This window comes from Armatimonadia bacterium, assembly GCA_039679385.1.
GTDB lineage: Bacteria > Armatimonadota > Zipacnadia > Zipacnadales > JABUFB01 > JAJFTQ01.
Genome location: JBDKVB010000040.1, coordinates 1 through 20772, shown reverse-complemented (window position 1 = coordinate 20772; position 20772 = coordinate 1). Strand labels below are relative to the sequence as shown.

At 65.6% G+C, this 20772-nt stretch carries 16 protein-coding genes; 1 reads left to right on the top strand and 15 read right to left on the bottom strand.

From position 1 onward, the window contains the following. Nucleotides 1–533: hypothetical protein (locus ABFE16_03940; protein ID MEN6344429.1), on the top strand; the 533-nt coding region annotated here is incomplete at its 5' end. Between the two features lie 81 nt (nt 534–614). On the opposite strand, the gene ABFE16_03935 is transcribed toward ABFE16_03940, so the two are convergent. The 15 genes from ABFE16_03935 to ABFE16_03865 form a co-directional block, all read right to left on the bottom strand. Then, nucleotides 615–1325: a Fe-Mn family superoxide dismutase gene (locus tag ABFE16_03935; protein MEN6344428.1), complete on the bottom strand. Its 711-nt coding sequence runs from the start codon at nt 1323–1325 to the stop codon at nt 615–617. A gap of 40 nt (nt 1326–1365) precedes the next feature. After that, a complete protein-coding gene (locus ABFE16_03930) occupies nt 1366–3795 on the bottom strand; it encodes a DUF4962 domain-containing protein (protein MEN6344427.1) in 2430 nt (809 codons plus the stop codon). Nucleotides 3796–3877: 82 nt separating this feature from the next. Next, the gene (locus tag ABFE16_03925) at nt 3878–5185 is read right to left on the bottom strand and encodes a phenylacetate--CoA ligase (protein MEN6344426.1); all 1308 of its coding nucleotides are present in this window, start codon (nt 5183–5185) and stop codon (nt 3878–3880) included. Between the two features lie 2 nt (nt 5186–5187). Continuing rightward, the gene (locus ABFE16_03920) at nt 5188–5928 is read right to left on the bottom strand and encodes an ABC transporter ATP-binding protein (protein MEN6344425.1); all 741 of its coding nucleotides are present in this window, start codon (nt 5926–5928) and stop codon (nt 5188–5190) included. Nucleotides 5929–5976: 48 nt separating this feature from the next. Then, nucleotides 5977–6747 carry an ABC transporter ATP-binding protein gene (locus ABFE16_03915; protein MEN6344424.1) on the bottom strand — a complete coding sequence of 257 codons (771 nt, stop codon included), beginning with the start codon at nt 6745–6747 and terminating at the stop codon, nt 5977–5979. Continuing rightward, nucleotides 6740–7729 carry a branched-chain amino acid ABC transporter permease gene (locus ABFE16_03910; protein ID MEN6344423.1) on the bottom strand — a complete coding sequence of 330 codons (990 nt, stop codon included), beginning with the start codon at nt 7727–7729 and terminating at the stop codon, nt 6740–6742. Before ABFE16_03910 ends, ABFE16_03915 begins: the two co-directional genes overlap by 8 nt. A gap of 4 nt (nt 7730–7733) precedes the next feature. Beyond that, nucleotides 7734–8615 (bottom strand): branched-chain amino acid ABC transporter permease, encoded by an 882-nt coding sequence (locus ABFE16_03905; protein ID MEN6344422.1) that lies wholly within the window; start codon nt 8613–8615, stop codon nt 7734–7736. 167 nt (nt 8616–8782) lie between these two features. After that, complete coding sequence (locus ABFE16_03900) at nt 8783–10039, bottom strand: ABC transporter substrate-binding protein (protein MEN6344421.1); 1257 nt, start codon at nt 10037–10039, stop codon at nt 8783–8785. A 362-nt stretch (nt 10040–10401) separates the two neighbouring features. Then, nucleotides 10402–11169, bottom strand: a complete 768-nt coding sequence (locus ABFE16_03895; GenBank protein MEN6344420.1) for a serine protease — start codon at nt 11167–11169, stop codon at nt 10402–10404. 64 nt (nt 11170–11233) lie between these two features. Continuing rightward, nucleotides 11234–14476 (bottom strand): tubulin-like doman-containing protein, encoded by a 3243-nt coding sequence (locus tag ABFE16_03890; protein MEN6344419.1) that lies wholly within the window; start codon nt 14474–14476, stop codon nt 11234–11236. Nucleotides 14477–14531: 55 nt separating this feature from the next. Further along, nucleotides 14532–14897, bottom strand: a complete 366-nt coding sequence (locus ABFE16_03885; GenBank protein MEN6344418.1) for a hypothetical protein — start codon at nt 14895–14897, stop codon at nt 14532–14534. 65 nt (nt 14898–14962) lie between these two features. Next, entirely contained in the window at nt 14963–16270 is a 1308-nt protein-coding gene (locus ABFE16_03880; protein ID MEN6344417.1) for a hypothetical protein, read from the bottom strand. Between the two features lie 31 nt (nt 16271–16301). Next, entirely contained in the window at nt 16302–17762 is a 1461-nt protein-coding gene (locus ABFE16_03875) for a hypothetical protein (GenBank protein ID MEN6344416.1), read from the bottom strand. Nucleotides 17763–17774: 12 nt separating this feature from the next. After that, nucleotides 17775–18533 carry a hypothetical protein gene (locus ABFE16_03870; protein ID MEN6344415.1) on the bottom strand — a complete coding sequence of 253 codons (759 nt, stop codon included), beginning with the start codon at nt 18531–18533 and terminating at the stop codon, nt 17775–17777. Beyond that, a partial coding sequence (locus ABFE16_03865) for an Hsp70 family protein (GenBank protein ID MEN6344414.1) occupies nt 18530–20772 on the bottom strand: 2243 nt, incomplete at its 5' end. The genes ABFE16_03865 and ABFE16_03870, both read right to left, overlap by 4 nt.

The window sequence follows — 20772 nt, the reverse complement described above, 5'->3', positions numbered from 1 at the left end:
AACGCATCTACGCGCCGGAGCTGAACACCTACACCATCGGCTGCACGATCGGCACCGCAGCAGCCTACGCGGCGATCTTCGGGACGGCGCAGCAACAGGCCCAGGCGGCGGCCGATGTCCGCTGGCTGCTGGCGCGATCCACAGGCATCTACGGCTCGGCGTCGGAGAACCTGTCTTGGGCGCACCGTTGCCTGCCCGACCCGCAGCTCCGCAAGGAGATCGAGGACGCCCTGCGCGAGCGTTCAGTAGCCCGACTGGCCGGTTCGGGCAAGCCCTGGTGGCTGGAGAGTGCCGGCCGAACCGCCCTCACCTGCTTCGCTCTCGGCTATGCGCAGCACAACTATGCCCCGGGCGCTGCAACGACGGCCGAATGGGCACGCAGCCTGAACGCCTTCTGCGCCGACACCTCGCCGACGAGTCTGTGGCGGCTCATGCGGCAGGAGAAGTGGATCATGAACGACTGGATCTACGCCTGCTACGCCTCCATCGGTCTGGTGGACGCGCTGAGCCCCAACTCGACCTTGCCGCGCTGATAGCCACCTCGAGATATGCCAAAGCGGGGCAAGCCCTGAGGGTCTGCCCCGCTCTGTATCCATGCGTCGGTTCGGGTATGCCTAGAGGACTCCGGTCGCTGCACGGAACCGCTCGTTGATGCGGCCCCAGTGCAGGTTGTCGAAGAACACCGGCAGGTACTTGGCTCGGTCCGGCCCGAAGTCCCGGTAGTAAGCATGCTCGAATACGTCCAGAGCCACGATCGGCACGGCTCCCCAGATTGCGCCCAACTGGTGAGCCTCGACCAGGTAGTCGTGCAGGCGGCCGTCGCTCGGGTCGTAGCACATCAGTGCCCAGCCGGTGGCCTGCATGGCCAGGGCGATCATGTCCGCCTGCCAGGCCTCGAGGCTCCCGAATACTGACTTCAGGGCAGTCTCCGCCGGGCCGCCACCGATCTTGCCGTCGCCGCCCAGGTTGTCGAAGTAGACCTCGTGCAGGATCATGCCACTGGCGTTGAAGGCCTCATCCCGCTTGATGCCGGCGTAGACCCGGCCATCGAAGCCCGGCGTACCCGGGCCCAGCCTGGTGATCTGCTCCTCGATCTGGTTGCGCTTCTTCACATACCCGGCATAGTGCGTGTCATGGTGCCAGGTGATCACCTGCGCGGAGATCCCGCGCACAGTCTCCGGCGGGTACTTCAGGGCAGCCACCTGGTGCAGTCCCGGACCGGGCATGCCGGCGGCCGGTTGCGCGAGCACACTCTGGGCGCTGAGCGCTCCGGCTGCTGCGACGCCGGCGCTCACCACGAACCTGCGTCGACTGAGAGCATCCATTGTCCGTCACCTCCCCGACTGCTGTACGACCCCCTTGTGTTTACTGACCGGCCGCGACTCGCTGGCCCTTGTAGCTCACCGAGGCGCCACCATACACGAAGACGTCGCGCACCTCGCCCCTGGTATCGAGCACGATGCAGGCGATCTGGCCGTCGGTGGAGACGTCGCCACAGGTCACCGGACCGGTGCCTGACTTGCGCCACACCACCAGTGCCCGACCGTCGCTGAGCTCGATGTCCGCGCCCAGGGCGCCCGGGGCCTGCAGCGAAGTGGCCTTGAGAGCCTTGGCCGACTCGCCGGCCATGGCAGCACGGATCACCGAGACGAAGTCCACGCTGGACTGCTTCTCCGCCGTCGCCGCGGTCACATGCCACTGCTTCAGTGTGACCCAGGACTGTGGCGGCGGATCGAACTGGTCGGTCTCGCTGACCTGCAGGCCTGCCGGTGACAGGATCTGCAGACTCGCGCGGTTCTTCTTTCCGTGGCCGCTGATCGTCTGGCCCTGCAGCGCCATCTCCTCGTTGCTGTGCAGGAGCCACTGGAAGGTGCTCGGCTCCGGGGCCTCGAGCGCGTCGAACAGCACCAGGGTGCGCGGCTTGATGAACAGCACCGCACGGGTGAACCGGTTCAGACGTCCGGGGTAGGCCTTGGCCGCCTCGCCGACGACGTAGTCGAAGCTGGGCGAGGTCGAGAACCCGGTGATGTCCCCCTGGTGCTTCCGTGCGTGCTTCTCCTGGCCCTGTCCGTTCACAAGGATGGAGTTCGTGCTCTTGGTCTCCCACATCCAGTTGCTGTGATGCGGGCTCCCGTACAGGTCGCGCTTGCCCGTCGCCACGAACACCGGATCGCCGCCCACGCTGAGCAGGAAGGAGTTCTGCGCGTCGTAGCCGTGACTCTGGCTGCCGAAGGGCGAGGCCTTGAGCATAAACTGGACGTCGTTGTCACGCTTCACCAGGTCGTTGTGCAGCGCCGCCACGCCGATCCCCGGGAAGAGCACCGAACCGGGAAGATCGGTGGGCGCCTTGGCCGGCACCCCCGGTGTCGTCGCGTAGATGAAGCCCATATAGCCGCCCGGGAGATCGGACCCGCCGGAGTTCTCCACCAGCCAGCGCCAGTACGGGTTCTGGGCCATCCGTGCGAAGATGCTCACGGTCGCGCTGCACCCCTTCGCCGTGAATCCTGAGGACAAGTCGCCGTAACCGCCCAGAGTCTCACCCGGGGGAACCACGTACAGCGGGAAGTTGCCGACCTTCGCGAAGAAGGGCTTCTGGAAGCCGTCGATCCCGAAGGTGGACTTGAGGGTCGCCAGCCACCAGGTGATCTTGGTCAGATAGCCGGTGTAGTACGAGATGCCCTCATGCCAGCCGCCCGCATCGTCGTTCCATACGGGGTAGGAGTTGTAGAACACGTTCATCGCGAACCAAACCCAGTTCGCCGCGTCGGGGATCTCGCCGTAGAAGGCAGCGCCCACTTCGCCCAGCTTGTGCCAGGCCCGGTTGGCGTGGCTGTCATAGGGCTTCCAGATGTGCAGCTTCCCGGACAGGTGGTTGTACATCTCCTGCCCGCGGATCGTCATGAGGTCGCGGATCTTCTGGCGATCGGCCTCGCTGAGGTAGTTGTACAGCCAGGTGTAGGTGCGCGTGGTGAGGTACGAGAAGGGCATCCCGGCCTCGTCGTTGTAACGGTAGCCGGTGGCTCCCTTCGGGTCCCACTCGCAGGCTGCGAGGATCAGGCGCCGCGCCTCTTTGGCGTACTTCTCATCGCCTCCGACCATGTACACGAAGGCAAGGGTCGCCGCACTCCCGCAGACGCTCTCCACCCGCGTGCGATTGCCCCACCAGATCTTGCGCCAGGCATCGTCATTCACCCCACGCTTCACGTCGGGCGGGTAAGTCGGCGGCTCAGTGATGTCCGGCGGGTTCTTGAGGATCTTGTCGCAGTCGGCCACGAGCCGGTCCCAGCGGTCCTTCAAGGCGCCGCTCGCGAGCTCGCGGTAGCGTGCTACGTCCTCCGGGCGCAGGAACAGCCTCGGGTGTGTTGTCGGAATGCGTGACAGGAGTTCGTCGCGCGCCGGCATCGGGAAGGCATGGGCCCTCGCGTCGACGGTGAAGCTGCGGATCGAGCTCCACTGCGACGTCTCTCCGGCCTTGGTCACGAAGCGGAACCGCCAGTAGTACTTCCCGGCTCCGAAGGTCTTCGCGAGGCAATGGCAGTACAGGTCGAGGCCCTTGACCTCGTAGAAGGTTGCAGCGCACTGCAGATCCTTCGACACCTGCAGCTCGTAACTGACGGCATCCGTCTGGGGTCGCCAGACGAAACCTGGCGGGTCAACCGGCGAGGGCTGACCGTCCAGCGGTCTGAACCCCCATTCGTCGATTGCCGGAGGCGTCTCGTCTGGAAGAGGGGCACTGAACACCGGCACCGCGATACACAGAATGAGTGCGACGATCAGGACGGCGATGCTCTCCATAGGCTTGGGCTCTCCTTCCCGGTTGCGGCTTGCCGTGGAACCACAGCAGCCCCGCATACCCCTTCATTGTGCGCCGACCGGGCTAGAGATTCCTCCTGTCTACTACGCGGGCGGCCTTGCTGCCGCTGCTGAAGGACCCGGGCTCCACGATAGTAACCGTGGGCTCGAACCCCAGCAGTCGCTGCAAGCGATCGGTAACCTCCTCGGCCACGCGCTCGATGCTGCCGACGGTGTCCCCGGCGAGTACGCTGGCAAGCTCCACCTCAACCTCCAGGCTGTCCTCGCCGCGAGTCCGATCCACGATCACCCGAAAGTGCGGACCAACACCCTTCACCTGACTGAGCACGGCGGCGATCCCCTGCGGGTCGACGTTCTCGCCGTGGATGATGAACATCTCATCGGTGCGAGCATGCACTCGGCTCATTCGGGCGAGAGTCCGCCCACACCGGCAGGGCTCCAGGTCAAGACTGCTCAGGTCGCCCGTCCGGTACCGCAGGAGTGGGAAGGCTTCCTTGCCCACCGTCGTGAAGACCAGTTCGCCCGTCTGACCCGGCTCCAAGGTCTCGCCGGTGACCGGGTCGATGATCTCCACCAGGAAGTGGTCCTCCGCTACGTGCAGCCCGCAGCGTTGCTCACACTCGCAGGACACGCCGGGGCCGCCGATCTCCGCCAGCCCGTAGATATCCGTCGCCCTGATCCGCAGTCGCTCCTCGATCTGGGTGCGGGTCTCCTCCGACCAGGGCTCGCCGCCGAAGACGCCGATGCGTAGACAAAGTGACCCGACGTCGATCCCCATCTCCTCCACGGCACGAGCGATCCGCAGAGCATAGCTCGGCAGCCCCACGAGCGCCGTTGTGCGGAAGTCGTGCATCACCTTGACCTGGTGCTCGATGTCCGCACTGGAGACCGGGATCACCGAGGCCCCGATTCGCTCGGCTCCCTGATGAAGCCCAAAGCCGCCGGCGAAGAGACCGTAGCCGAAGAAGATCTGCACCACGTCCTCCTTGGTGACGCCTCCGGCCACGAGGTTACGGGCCACCAACTCGGTCCAGTGGTCCAGGTCGTTGCGGGTGTATCCCACGACAATCGCCTGACCTGTGGTGCCCGAGGAGGAATGGATGCGCACGACCTCGCGCAGCGGCAGGGCAAACATCGAGTACGGGTACGCCTGGCGCAGGTCGTCCTTGGTGGTGAAGGGGAGCTTGCGCAGGTCCTTGAGGGAGCTGAAATCCTCCGGCACGAGGTCATGCTGCTCAAACATCCGCCGGTAGAACTGGACATTCCGGTAGACCCGGCTGATGGTGGCCTGCAGCCGCTCGAGCTGGAGTTGCTCGATCTCACTGCGCGGCAGCGTCTCGCGCTCAGGACTCCAGATTGCACTCGGGGCCATAGTCACACCTCTTCGTAGTCTTTCCCAAGGTAGGCCCGCTGAACTTCGCGGTCGCGCAGGAGTTGGTTCGCGCTTCCCTCCAGCACTATGCGCCCCGTCTCGAGCACATACCCACGGTCGGCGATCTTGAGGGCTGCCGCAGCATTCTGCTCGACCAGGAGAATCGTTGTGCCGTTCTCGGCCCGCAGGTGCGCTGCCGTGGCAAGGATGTCCCTCACCACCAGCGGGGCTAGGCCCATCGACGGCTCATCGAGCAGCAGCAGCCGGGGACTGGACATGAGCGCTCGGGCGATCGCCAGCATCTGCTGCTGGCCGCCACTGAGCGTCCCGGCGCGCTGGTACATGCGCTCCTCCAGGATCGGGAAGATCTCCACCATGCGGTCGAGGTCGGCCACTACCTCCTGGCGTCGTCCGCTGCGCCAGCGCACGTAGCCACCCAGCAGGAGGTTGTCGCGCACCGAGAGGTCGCCGAAGATCTGCCGACCCTCGGGCACCTGTGTCAGGCCAAGGCTCACGATCCGCTCCGGCCTTGCGCCGGTGATGTTGCACCCGTCGTACTCCACCGTTCCGCTGCGCGGAGTGAGCAGTCCGCACACCGTGTTCAGCGTCGTGCTCTTCCCCGCCCCGTTGGCCCCGAGCAGCGCCACGATCTCTCCTTGGTTGACGTGCAGCGACACGGCCTTGAGGGCATGCAAGGGCCCATAGAAGGCATCCAGACTCGTCACTCGCAAGAAGGAGGGCATACACGCACCTGTCTTCCGCACAGCCCTCGACGACGGGACCGTTCTGCACTAGTCGCCGACGCCGAGGTAGGCTGCGACCACCTGCGGATCCTTCTGGACAACAGAGGGGACGTCGTCGGCGATCTTCTGTCCGTGATTGAGGACGGCCACGCGGTCCGAGATTCCCATCACCAGCGTCATGTCATGCTCGATGAGCGCAACCGTCAGGCCGAGCTCCTCCCGCAGCCTGAGGACCAGTGCAGACAGCACCGCCGTTTCGCGAGTCGTCAGTCCTGCGGCGGGCTCGTCCAGCAGCAGCAACTGCGGCGTACTTCCGAGGGCCCGAGCGAGTTCCAGAAGCCGCTGCTGGCCGACCGGCAGGTTCGCCGCCAACTCGCCGGCACGCTCCAGTAGCCCCACTCGCTGCAGAGCTTCCTCGGCCCGTTCACGCAGAGCCTTCTCCTCTCTGCGTGTAAAGGGCAGACGCAGAGACGCTGCAACGAATCCGGCGTGGCCCTGGACGTGACAGCCGACCAGTACATTCTCCAGCACGGTCATCTGCCCGAAGACCTGCAGATTCTGGAAGGTCCTCGCCATCCCCAGACGGGCGACCTCGTGGGCGTGCCGATGTCCCAGGGAATGTCCCAGGAACGCGACCTCGCCACCGGTCGGTGGGAAGGTCCGCGACAGGATGTTGAACAGCGTGGTCTTGCCCGCGCCGTTCGGGCCGATGATCGCGAGCACCTCACCGCGTCGGACCTCCAGGCTCACGCTGTCGAGGGCCTTGACGCCGCCGAAGGACATGCTGACCTCGTGGGCGCTGAGGAGAGCCTCAGGCATTCTCATCAGCCCTCTGCGCCCTGACCCGAGCCAACCCCTTCGACAAAGCTCCAGCCAGACCGGCCGGCATGAAGACGATGAACAGCACCAGCACCAGGCCGTAGGCGACATCGCTGAGGTCCTTGATGGCATCGGTCTTCTCGATCTGCTGCGCCAGGGCCGTCATCAAGGCAGCCCCTAACAGAGCGCCCCAGACGTTGCGTGAGCCGCCGACGATCACGATCACCAGCATCTGGATGGAGAAAGCCAGGCTGAAGGGATCGGGGCTCACGAAGGTGATATAGTGGGCGTAGAGACTCCCCGCTACGGAGGCGAAGACTGCGCTGAGCACAAACACCTGGACCTTGTAGGTTGACACGTCCACGCCGCAGGCAGCGGCGGCCGTCTCGCTATCGTGGATCGCCCGCAACGCCCGACCGACCCGCGAATCCACCAGACACCGCGATGCCATCACACAGAGAACGACCACAGCCCAGATCGCGTAGAAGTTCCGCACGTCGCCGGTAATGCTGAGGCCGCCGATTCGCAACGGCGGGATGGAGGTGATGCCGCCGAACCCGCCGGTTAGCTCATCACCCTCGATGAACACGATCTGCATGATGATGCCGAAGCCCAGTGTCGCCATGGCAAGGTGGTGCCCATGCAGACGCAGCGTCGGCCTTCCTACCAGCCAGGCCACAGCCCCGGTCAGCACGGCTCCGACCAGCATCGCCAGCCACGGGTCCCAATGAAGGCGGGTAGTCAGGACCGCGGAAGAGTAGGCGCCTAGGCCATAGAAGGCCGCATGCCCCAGGGACACCTGCCCCGCATAGCCAATGAGCAGGCACAGGCCCAGGGCCACCAGCGAATAGAGGCCGATGGTCGCCCCCACAGACTGAACGTAGTTGTTGCGGAAGACCAGTGGGAAGGCGACCACGCCCACCACGAGCGCAAGCACCGGGAGCGAACCCAGGAAGACGGAGCGGGCCCGTGGCGTGGTCATCTGCCTACAACCCTCGGTCGGTGCGCTTGCCCAGCAGACCACTGGGCCGCAGGACGAGCACCAGTAGCAGTACGAGCAAGGCAAAGGCGTTCTTGTAGTCCGAGCTGATGAAGCCGGCCCCCAGGGACTCGAGCATACCCAGCAGAATCCCACCGACCACTGCACCGGCGCTGTTCCCGAGGCCGCCGACGATCGCCGCACAGAAGCCTTTGACCGCGATCGGGGTCCCCGAGGAGTAGGAGACCATGGTCAGCGGAGCCAGGACGACTCCGGCCAGGCCACTGATCCCCGCACTCAGCCCAAAGGCGAGCAGGTTCATGCGGTCCACGCTGATCCCGGCCAGTTGCGCTGCCGCGCGGTTGATGGCACAAGCCCGCATGGCCTTGCCGACCATGGTGTGCTCGAAGAACAACTGCACACCCACCACGATCACCAGGACGGTCGCCACCACCCACACTTCCTGGGGCTCAACCGCAGCGGTCCCCAGATGCAGCGGCTGACTCCCGGAGAAGGGCGCCATCGCCACTGAGTTCGGACCCCAGAGCTCCTTGGCGACTCCTCGCAGCAAGACCGATACGCCGATGGTGACGGTGACCATGGAGATCACCGAGGAGCGCGTTAGGGGCTGCACCGCCAGGCGCTGCACCAGCAGACCGACGATCGCCACCGCAAAGCCGGCGATGGGGAGTGCAAGGGCGACCGGCACATGAAGGGAGACGAGGGTAGCCGCCACCAGTCCGCCCAGCATGACGAACTCGCCCTGGGCGAAATTGATCACACCGGTAGCGTTGAAGATGATCGTGAATCCGAGGCCAACGATGCCATAGATGGCGCCGAGGGCGATGCCCGACACGGTGAACTGAAGGAGGCTATCCGCCAGGTGCATGGAGTACCTAACAGGAAGAGTTGCCCGCTCCGTCGCGGGGAAGGGCAGCGGAGCTCCGGGGCACCGGGGCCGGTACACTGTCGGAAAGCGGCAAGGTCAAGCCCCTGCCGCTCCCCGACCTGCTTACGCTTCGTTCTGGCCCGCGGAGCCCGTGCCGCTCAGCAGACCTACTCGGCCAGCTTCCACTTGCCGCCCTCGACCTTGACCCAGACGAAGGCGTCCTTGGTGAGCCCGTTGTGGTCCTGCGGGGTGTAGGTGAACACGCCCGCAGTCCCAACGAAGTCCTTGGTCTTCTCAAGGGCGTCGCGGACCTTGGCCGGCTCGGTGCTCTTCGCGGCCTCGATGGCGCTGATCACGATGTGCAGCGAATCGTAGGCGTGCCCGGCGAAGGTGTCAGCGTCCTTGCTGTACTTGGCCCTGAAGGCCTCCGCGAAGGACTTCAGGATAGGCTTCTGGGGGTGAGAGTCCGGCACGGCCTCCCAGACCACAAGCCGACCTGCGGGCAGCATGACACCCTCACCGGCATCAGCCGCGAGCTCGAGGAACTTGGCATTGGCGACGCCGTGGCTCTGGATCAGCGGCATCGTCATGCCCAGCTTCTTCATGCCCTTGGCGACGTGAGCCGGTCCGGGGTTCGTGCCCCAGCAGATGATGGCCTGGGGCTGCAACCCGCGCAGCTTGGTCAACTGCGTCGTCATGTCCGTGTCGTCCTTGGCGTAGCTCTCGCTGCCGAGGATCTTGATCTGCGCCTTCGACAGATGCGTCGAGAGCTGCTCCTGGCCACTCTCACCGTAGGGGTCCTTGACGTAGATCGTCGCGACCTTTTCGATCCGGTTGGCCTTGAGGTACTCGATGATCTTGGCGACGGCGAGAGTGTCGGTCTGAGGCACCGCAAAGACGTAGGGCTTGATGGGGTTGGTGATCTTCATGCCGGCCGCGCAGGAGACAAGAGGGACCTTCGCTTCCTCCATGGTCGGTACGATCGCCATCGTGGTCGGCGTCCCACTGGGACCGATGATGGCGCACACCTTCTCGGTGTTGATGAGGTCCTTGGCAGCGTTCACTGCCTCGGTCGTGTCTGTCTTGTCGTCCTTGACGATCACCTGAAGCGGCCGTCCAAGGACTCCACCCTTCGCGTTGATCTCCTCCTGAATGAGTTGGGCTGCCCTCTTCTCCGGCTCGCCCAGAGGGGCGTTGTTGCCGGTAACGCTGAAGATGGCGCCTACCTTCACTGGCTCGCCTGTTGGCGCCTTAGCGCCGCTCTCCAGCGGCGTGGCAGCCTGGTTCTCCTCCGCAGGCGTGGGCTGAACTCCGGGCTCGGGGCCCGTGGGCGCCTTCGGCTGGCACCCCCACATGACTAACACAACGACCGGCAAGAGGATAACGAGCACGGCCAGACCCCGATGGGGCCTCTGTCCACGCATGCTACGGCCCTCCCTTGCTGGATATTGCGCTGCGAAGCCGGTGCGCTAACCTATCGCTACCGCGACAGGGGTTCTTTCAACGGACGTCCTCCAGACTCCTTCTTTGCTTGGATACCCTTGCCAAATATGTGTATCGTTGTCCTCCTCTTGCCAGTATTCCTCTCGTGCACGCAAGGAAGGTCACCTCTCCAGGCGAGGTGAGGCCAGGTGGCAGGATGACCAACTCGGCACTTCAGAGGGCGGAGGTTGGGGAAGCTGCAGAACCGAAGACGCCACTGGCCTGACGGCACCAGTGGCGCTGGAGGGTTCATCGCAAGGAGCCTGCGGCTGCAAGGACCGGCCTTGCGCCCCAGGGGCCTCGTCTACTGGGACCTCACCAGGGGCTCCCACACGTGCTTGAAGCGAGAAGTAGGCAGGACCAGATTCGCCGCTGCCTGCTCGCTGTACATCTCCGCGATCCCGATCACCTGCCCGCGATCGTCCGTGCAGGGGCCGCCGCTCATTCCCTCGCGGATTGCTACATCGACGTTGAAGGCCTGCGGTCCCTCTTCTCCCCCACGCATGATCGCCGTGATGTGCCCGGGGTCGATGCGGATGTTGGGCCCGTAGATACTCGTCTGCATCTGCTCACCGAAGGGGAAGCCCGCGACGAAGCACGACATGCCCTCCTGGACTGCATCGCTTCCGATGACCGGCAGATACGGCAATGGCTTGCGAGCTTCGACTTTGAGCAGCGCGTAGTCCTTGCCCATCTCCGCCGGCAAGGGTCTGCCCGTCGCGCCTACATGCTCGGTGCACTGGGCATGCAAGGTCTCGGCGCTCTTGAGGCCGCTGTTGAGAACCACCTCAATGAGGTTGGCCTTCCCGTCCTTCACCACGTGGGCAGCGGTGAGGATGTAGCCGTCCTCCGTGATGATGACGCCCGTGCCCTCGTTCTCGCCATCCACGCGAATCCACACCGTCGCGCGGCGAATCTGCTCCACCACATCGCCGCCGAACAGGGCATAGCCCAGGGCCAGGCCAACACAGCCCAGACCAAGCAGGACGGCGAGGAAGACTGCCAGGCCTGTCCTGGGCAGAGCACCGGCGTCCAGCGATCCGCCGATGAGGCGCGGGTTGTAGTAAGCCATCTTCGCTCAGCTCCTGTAGGGCACGAACTGTCTGATGCGGCAGCGCCCGGCTGTCTTGCGGCCCCTAGGCCGTGTAGGGCACAAAGGACCGTCCGCAGTTCGGGCACTGAGGTGGCACGGTCTGCAGCTCTCCGCCCAGGAACACCTGGCACGCTCGGTTGCGGCAGTAGTACCCCGGCCGGCGTCCGGGAGCTGGATCGAGGTTGAGGTCCGCGTACGGGTGCGGCTGATCGGCGGGACGCTGACCCTCGGGCGCCAGCCCCATGTTCGCCTCGAAGCCACGGACAATGTTGGAGGCCTGAGCGTCGCCCAGACCGCGCAGGCCCAAAATGGCCATCTCGTGCGTCCGCGCTTCCCCGGTCTCCGTGACCATGATCCGCGACTTGACGGCGGAGGTGACGGCGAGCGCCTGCTCCTTGCCAAGTTGGTTGATCTTGTCCTGCAGCATGGTTGCGAGGATGGTGCGCGTCTCGTTCCGGTATGCCAGATCGCTGACGGTCACCGAGAAGTCGTTCGACAGAGTCAGCAACCGTCGTGGCAGTCCCGGCGCTTGCGCAAGCTCTACACTGAACTCCTGGCGTTCCTGGGAGTACTGCAGCAAGTTCAGCAGGACCGCACCGAGGAAGAACTGCTCCGCCTCACGCAGGTCTCGCTCACTGGGTGGCTGCGGACGAATACCGGTGCGCGAGAAGGCGGTCATTTCCGGGACCCTTGCCGAGACTGCTCGGCTGCCCTGGATCTTCTCCTCGCGCTCGGAGATGTCATAGCCGCGCAGGATGCGACTGGGGAAGGCGGCCCGCTCGCGCAGCAGGATCACCATGTACGGATCGGCGATCTCCTGCAGCCACTTGTCCGGGTTCGGAGCCGACACGCCACGGGTTCCAGCGAGGGCGTTCACCCCGTTGGAGAGCTGTGTCTTGAACTCAGTCCACTCGTTGGCCGCCTGCGCTCCGCTGAAGAAGGCCCACCAACCGTCGCGAGGGTTGACCGGCTGAAGGTCGGAGTACTTGGGGTGCTGCAGGTTGAGCTCGGCCATCTCCATGGCTTCGTCCACTACCTGCCCCATTTCCGCACTCAGCCCGGCGCTCTCCACGGCGGCATCCTGGAAGCGCTCGATGGCACGCTCGTCATAGATGATCGGCGGCTGGCCGGCAGGCGCATGCTGCCGGTACCTGTCGCGCAAGGTCTCGACGATGGCCTCCACGTACCGCAACTGGATGGCGCCACCACGGGCGGCATCTCGGGGGTAAGCCGCCGTGAAGGCCCGGCTCTCATCGCGGTCCAGAGTCGCCGTGAGCGCCTCGCGTAGAGCTGCCGTTCGCGTGGGCTCCAACAGCGAGAGGTAGAACTTGTCCCGCGTGCCCTCATCCACGTCCTTCATCACGCGGTCCATCTTGAGCTGCACAACCTGCTCGGAGAACAGCATCGCGGTGCGGCGATCCAGCGGCCGTGCCAGGATCTCGGCGTACTCCTGGCCAGCCTCGTTGTGCCACGCCGTCAGGTACTGCAGAAGGTTGCTGAGGCGGGACTCCAGGGCCTTCAGGGCCGGATCAAGGAGCTCAGCATAGAGCTGCCGCTTGGCCCCGATGACCAACTGCTCGGCTCTGCGGTTGTAGGCGTCACACACCAGGACTCGCGGCTTGAGCGCCTCACGGCGTGCAGCACTCTCATTGATCCAGGTGAACCCGATCAGCGGCGGAACTCGCAGCAGCCAGTCGCGTCGCACGGCCTCGACGGCCTGCCGCGCATCCTCCAGGGTGTACTCACCGACTGCCGGACGCTTGATCTCAGCATCCATGCGCTTGAGTTCATCCGCCAGACCTGCCTGGAGACCGCGCACCAATCCGAGCGCATAGCGAGGACCGCGCTTGAGGTCGAAGACCACGGGAAGCAGCGTCTGGAGCAAGGCGTTCTCGAGCCACCGGCCGCCCCGTAGTCGTCGCAGGTTCAGCTCTACACAGCGAGTGAAGTACCCCTCCTTGGAGAAGGCCTGGTCGAGTCTGCGCTGGAGGTCGCTGAAGGCGTTGGCATCCGGTTCGCCCTCAAAGAGCTTGCGGATCTCCTGGTTCATCCAGTCCTGCGGTCGAACGCCGCCCAGCACGTCGGCGAGGTCCTCCGGAACCTGCGTGAGCTCTTCCAGGACCGGGTCGTCCTCGACCCGGGTCGACGCGACACCGAGGGCCTGGTTCAGCGCAAGCTTGTCCGCATCTCCCGGGTCGAGGGGAAGCGCACCATCGTTGGCGATCCGTCGTCCATCGGTCTGTAGCCACGCCTCCACGAACTCGGCGATCGTCCCATAGGTGCAGGCCTTGTGGCACACGTCGGCAGGGAACTCGATCGAGGAGACGCCGAAGGTCAGGAACCGCAGCGGGTAGCCGTCCAGATCGTACTCGGCCATGTCGGGGCCGAAGTCGTCACGGCGTGACTGCGCCTCCTGGGTCTGGGCAATCACATCAACGTAGATGTACTCGGCCACGCTGCTGAGGAACTCGCTGAAGCCCAGGGGACCCTTCGGGCCTGAGGGCGACACCAGGTAGCAGTAGTCGAAGGCCGCTGCCCGGGTCTTCACGGCTCCCTGCTGCGGGAACTTGGCATCGTAGATGACCCCGCTGCGGTTGTAGTAGTCCAGCTCCGAAAGGCTGGCCGCCGTGTTGCGAGTGAACTGCCGCTCGCTGGTCGCATCCTGGCGGGCAATGGCCAGGATGCCGAGGCGACGAGCGTCCAGGCCCTCCTTCTGCAGGATCTCGTGGAGGATGTAGCCCACGTCGATGAAGGTGCCGCTGCCCGTGCCGCCACAGCTTGAGGAGATGACATAGCACCGCGCAGGCCCGACGCGAATCTCTGCGTTCGGATCGAGGCCCAACTGGTCCTTGATGTCGGTGTCGGTGACGGTCAGGATCTCCTTGACCTTGCGGCTGATCTGCTGCCAGAGATTCTGAAAGCTCTGCGAACTGAGCAGGGCCAGGCGGCCGAACATGCGGATGCCGGCCGCTCCCTGCTGGAAGCCGCCCTTGTCGGCTCGCTTGAGCGCGTCCATATCGATCCAGTCCTTCAGACCGATATGGTCGAACTCCTCGGGATGCGCCAGCATCCGGTCGATCTGGCCTCCCGGCGGGTTGATCTGAATCCCGTCAGGCCCCGCAGCATCGGGGTTATTGTGGTCGGTGTCGACGAACAGGAACCGGACGAAGGGGATGTTCGCCGGGTCTCCATAGCGCCAGGCAAGACGGTCGCGCAGCAGTCGCGCTACCTGCGTTCCGGTTCCCCCGAGCGCCAGGATGAAGACGGGATTGAAGGTCGTGGGCATCAGTCAGGCTCCTTCATACGCGCAGACCATTCCGTCGTGCAACCAGCCGGCCGCCTCACAGCGCGGCCTCAAGACGTCGCGGCCTCGGCCAGATCGCCCAGATCAGGATCAGCCACACGACCGACAGCCCCCACAGGAGAATCGCGTCGGCCATCACCGCGGGCGTCGGCCCCGGCGTGTAGTGCCACCAGATGAAGTACTCCTTGAGGTCGCGGAAGATGAAGCAGGTGCAGATGAGCATCAGGACCACACCGAAGGTGCAGCCCACTCGCATCGAGAGGCCGGCGCCCAGGGAGCAGCCGCTGAAGAACACCCAGAAGATGAGCAGGGACGCGATCCAGGCGCCGACCAGCACACCCAACATCAACCCCAGGTCATGGGCGTTGTGCAGCATGGCGAACAGGTACAGCACTTGCTCCAAGACTCTCGCCTCCGTCAGGCTTCGGCCCAGCGCGCCGGCAGGTGGTCCGCCGGTCCTGGAGACAGCTAGCCGATGATGCAGGCCACGACCACCAGGAAGGCGATAGCCATTCCCAGGATCGGGCCCGTATTCGATGCGAAGAACTCCTGCGTCTGCACCTCGAGGTTCTGCTCCCCCGGCACACCGTCAATGGACAGTCTCAGCGTACAGGGACGACCCAGCGGAATCGCCACTTCGCTGCGTCCGTCATTGAGGCGCACGCCACTGCGAGCGATGGCGACAAGCTGCGGTCCTCGCCCCTCAAGCGTCACCAGCGTCTGCCCCTCGAGGCCCGGCGCACGAACATACACGGCGCCTCGCGGACTGATTCCCTGGCCCGCCAGCACCTTGAAGCGCCCGCCAAGGGCTCGCACACTCTCGCGCACGTCACCGATGGCCAGGCGATGGCGCCAGGTGAAGGGCAAGGCTGCCATGGCCAGCAGACAGACCAGCGCCACCACGATGAGCAGGGCTCGTGCGCCCGAAGTATCCGGCGGCGGAGGTGGTGGCGGCGTCGATACCGGTCGCGTCGCCGCGGGTGCACTTCGAGTGCGGTTGACGCTCGCGGCTGCGGTTGTCTGCTGCGCTTTCCCCACCAGCGAGTGGAGGATGATCTGCGTCTTCTCCCCCGCCTGGTAGGCCGCGACCGTGAACTCGCTGCTGTCGCTCTCCGTCAGCTTCGACCGCAGTCGCCGCAGCTTGTCCGGTGCGTAGACCTGCCGCGAGAAGGCCATGTCGGGTGTGCGGATGTCGGTGAAGATCAGGACCACGCCGCACAGCTTCCCCTCGCTCCTGTCCTGATAGCCGAGGGCTTTCTCCATGCAGTAGCCACGAGCGTCCAGGAGGTTGCTGCCACGGCTCTCCGGCTCGACGAGGTTCTCGAGGCCCTCGAAGGCCGCCTGCAGATCGCTCACGGCCTTGTCTCCGGAGACGACGTCGAACTCATGCACGTGGTCCTCGCGCACGCGACTGTCCCAGGGGATGACGACGACTTTGTCGCCGGGCGAGAAGAAGTACCGGCCGGCGTCGGTGAGCAGCTTCGTCGTGTACTCAAGCACCTGGCTGGTGTGGGAGCTGCCCGAGACATCCACCCCGATGGCAAAGGCACAGTTCACTTTGCCAAGGGCCGGCTCCCGGCGCAGCAGGTCCTGTCGCAACTGGTCGAAAACCGGGTAGGCCTCCGAGCGGACCGGCGCCGGTGGTGCCTGGGGCTTTGGTGGCGGAAGTGGCGCCCTGGTTTCCGCCGTGCCCAGCTTCACACAGCCGCCGAGTGCCAGGCTCAGGGCAATCAGGAGACCCAGGATCGCCGGTCGGAGGGCCTGGCGTGATCGCAAGGCCACGCTTCGCCTTGTCCGGGTGTCGCCGTCAGGAAAGCGGTATCGGGTGAACAAAAACCTCACCTGTAGCCAGGTCGGTGATGAACAGCCGGCGGTCGGAAGCAGCCAGAGCCAAGTCGGCAGGCAGCTCAGGACCGATCGACGGCCGCTCCTGCGTAGTCGTGTGTACCATGCGAGCCAGCAAGCGTCCGCTACTGCCCGCCACGGAGACCAGCCAGTCTCCTCCGCTGCGCGGGTTTGTAAGCACCAGAAAGCTCTCCAGCGCCTGATCGCCCGTCAGCTCGACCCCATGAAAGATCGCCCGCGGTGGAGCCGTCGGCGCCCTCAGGTCCAGCTCCCAGAAGTCGCGTTGGCCATCAAACAAGTAAAGACGCCGCCCGGCAACCCCCAGCCCGACGTAGGCAGGCGTGATCCCTGAGAGCCGAGTCTGACCGACGGCACCGCCTCCCAGACCGAGGCGCACTACCCATCCAGCCCGGGCTGGGTCGTGGGCAAGTAGATACGCCTGCCCCCCGACCACAGCGGGCGCAGAGACATAGGTGTTTCCAGAATTCGCCCACAGCGTCCCTGGTTCCTTGTTGGCCTCCAGACAGACCTCAAGAAGGTCTCCTGCCGGGTTGACGACCAGGAAGGAATCCTGAGTCGGCGCGGGCCACGAACACGCACGACCTTCTGGGCTTTTGGGCAGCGTGTGCTCCTGCAGCAGTCCCTCTTTGCCCCGGTGCAGCGCGAGCACGTCCCACAGCCGCAGACGCGTTGCCTGCTCCCTGGTCTCGCACACGAGGAGTCGGTCACCGGAAGCTGCCCAGGTTGCCCCCTCTGCCGTCTGTAGCTCGAAACAGGGCTCACCATCAGATAGGGACAGCGCGGTGAGCCTGTCGCCCTGCGCAACCAGCAGATACCGACCTGAGGCGTCCAGCGTTGCCTCACGTAGCTGCAGCGCATCCTCCGCGAGGACCACCCCCTGCTTCCAGCCGGCCACCTCTTCGCCGGTGTCCTCCTCGATACAGCGCACCGTGCCCCGAGAGGTGCCGAAGTAGACGCGACCGTAGTGGCACACCGCCGGTGATACCGGCTCGCCGAGGTGCCAGAGTGTCTTCGGCTCGTCTGTGGACCGTGTCGGGCTGACCTCGACCGCTCGCGTGCGTTCCGCAGTGCCCAAAGGCGCACAGCTTCCCCGTCGCGCAGCACGGAAGGAAGCGTGGCAGCCCTCGGGGCAGACCAGTGCTTCGCCGGAAGTGACCGGCACGGGACGCCGGCACTCGGAGCACAGCACATACACCGCACCGCAGCCCGGGCAAGCGGACTCCTCGGCAACACGCAGAAGCCGGCCCGGGCGAGTGGGACAAAGCTCGCACTCGAACAACTGCATCTCGCCGCAGACCGGACAGTAACGATGCTCCGCGTCCGGCGGCTCAAGGCGCGCCCGACAGGCGGGATTGTGGCACTCCGCCTCCGGTTCGAGTTCTACCCTTAGGATCCCAGACATGGCCGAATCGGTCTACCTATCTTGCGGATGTTCGTCGTCGCTGCTGCGTCTGGTTCCCCACATCGTCGCGTCGGTCTCCTGCGCAGGGAGCTCACCCAGATCCGGGAAGGGCGAGATTCCCTCGGCGCAGGTGTAGCGGATCACCGTGGCCTTCACCAGGACTTCCGAGCCCAGTCTCCAACCCGTGCCTTCCTGCCGGGTGACCGTGTTGTCACGGCTTCGGTCCGTGCCTGCCTCGCTGGCGACGACCTCATGCAACTGCGGATCGACGGGCTGACCGGTCTGGTCAGGCATCGGGCAGAGACCCAGGGAGGACTGAAGCACGTCGCGTGCCTTTGACTGCAACTCGGAATAGCAGCGGTCGAAGTTCTGCAGCGCAGAGGCCGCCTCGACCGGGCGCTCCACCTCTGGGAACTGCGGCTCGTGGTAGACAATCTGCTCAAGGCGTCGCAGGCCCTGCCCGATCTCGGCCGGCTGACCCTGGGCGGATAGCTTCTCCGCCACCGCCCTTGTCAGGGCCGAGAGCGCTTCCCTGCGTGTCTCGACGGCGGCCTGCAGGGCTGCCGTCTCTTCCGGCGTGGCTGCAGTCGCCCTCTCGGCGGACTCCAGTGCAGCCTCGCAGGGAGCGGTCACGGTCTCCAGCGAAGGCGCTGCTGCCTGTCGTCGTGCCTGGGCATCCAGCGCCGCCAGACCCGAGGCGAGACCCGACATGTCCATCTCCCCGACACGGTGTGCCAGTGGCCTGAGGTCCGGGTCGTCAGCCGGTCTCACGCCTGCAGCACCTCCTCCCACGGGACCGCCGGTTCGCCGTCTGCGAAGGCCGCCTGCCAGACCAGGGCATGGTCGCTGCCATAGCGGAGCGTGACCACAAGCTGCCGGGCCTCCGGGCTTCCATTCCTAAGGATGTGCCGGGCCACAGCACCGCGTGGTCCCTGACCGGGATAGGCGGCCTCCAGGGACAACTCGATCGACTGGTGCGCACCGAGCAGCACCGCACGCTGCACCTCAGGGCCCGGCAAGGCCCCCGGGGTCAGAGCCTGCTCACGGAAGAGCTCCTCGGCGCTGTCCACGTGGCGCCCGACGAGGTCGATCCCACAGCGCAGGATTCCACTGATCCGGTAGTCGTAGTAAAGCGCAGCGCCCCGGGCTACGTTGACGGTGCAGTCTTCAGGACCCGCGACGACGCCCCGCGTGCCAGGGCCGAAGAAGGCGCCCAGACGGTTGCGCAGAACCGGAATCTGGCCCGTGCCGCCGGTGATGAACAGGAAGCCCACATCACTGCGCTTCAGATTCGCTTCGCGCAGAATCTGCTCCAGGGGTCGCGTCCGGTGACCCTCACGGCGGCTCATCTCGCGCCACAGGGCCTCGCGCAGACGGTCATCCAACCGTCGGTCGAGGGCCGGGAACAGCTCGCGCGGATCCGGCAGCAGACTCTGGGAGAGGATCGCCTCGACGAAGGGCACCATCAGGCGCTCCACATGAGCGGGGCCGATCTGAAAGCTACCCAGGTCGGTGCTGAAGGGTCGCGGGGCGTCCCCGACACCGGCGATGAACAGGCTCTCCTTGACCCGTCGGCACTCCTCACGGGCGGCGGCCAGGGGCATCGGATCCGCAAGTTCCGGGAGCTTGAGGAAGGCCCGTGCTCCGCGCCACTGGAACTCGACGCGGTCCGCCCGCTCCTCGAGCAGCCACGACAAGAGCAGGTCATCGACCGTGTCGCCGCCGAACCGGTAGCCCGCAGCGGCGAGTTGCTCAGCGTGAAAGGTGCCGCTATCCAGACTGACGCGCAGGGCTGCGACATCAGTCGTCCCAGCACCGCAGTCGAGGACGAGGATCACCTCGCCTTCCTGCAGTTGGTAGGGCTTGCCGTCGAAGGTGTAGTAGCCGCGTCGCAGGCAGTGCATCAGGTCCAGTGCGGCGCACTCCGGCTCGCTGGGCGTCAGCACGTCCTCCACCGCCAGTCCGGCCGCCGCCGCTGCCTGGAGTGTGCTCTCGCGTTGGCGCAAGAAGGTGTCGCGGTCCTCCATCACCGGCAGCGTCAGCACTACTCGCGCATCGAGACCGGTGCCCTGACGGAAGGCTTCATTGCGCCGCACTTCCTCCAGTACATAGGACAGGAACCGCGCGACCATCTCCACCGGGGTCACCTGCGCGCCCGAGGGCAAATCGACCTTGATCCCACCCGAATCTTGGCGCAGCAGGGTCTTGATTGACTCGACCACAAGCTCGTTCTCGGCCTCTGCACCGGCTGCCACGGGAACCTGATGGCCGCAAAGGGGAACCTTGCTCTCACCCCGGTACAGGAGGGCGGAGCGGGTCACCGGAGCTGTGCGGTCCGTCGCCCGGGGTGTCGTGGGCCACAGAATCGGCTGGGGCCGACGCTGCGTCACCGGCACCCAGTTGTCCGTGTAGTAGACGGCGGACTTGGCGGTCCCGAAGTCGATGCCCAGCGTCCAACGGCTCACCAGGGAGGGCGCGATGTGGTTCTCTTCTGCATGGAGGACAAGAGGATAGCGGTTGCCCTCCGCAGAGGCGATGGCGGCCTCAGCCGTGCCGGCGAAGGACTCCTCGGCAAGGAGCCACAGGTACGCGGCAGCACCGCTTCTCAGTCGACAGCGCTGGTTGGGCACGCCCGCAGAAGGAGTGGACTCGGCCAGGGACACGTCGAGCACGAGCCCGTCGGAGGTCTGCGCCGCGGCTTCCTCCCACACCACTCCCACGCCGGAGGGCAGCCCAAGGACCTCCAACTCCGCCTCGGCGCCACCCACGTTCTGCACCAGCAGTCGGACCTTGCGCCGGCGAGCCGTGAAGACTGCCAGACCTGCGCTCACCAGGATCAGCGCACCACCCAGGCGTCGCAGCGGCACGCTGACTCGCTGGGTCCGCCAGCGATAGGACTCGGCTTTCCAGGGCCGTGCCTGTCCCGGGCGATCAGGGCCACGGTCGGAGGAGTGGACTTCGAGGAGGGCCACAGACGCCTCGGCGGGTGTCTCCTCCGCGACGGCACACA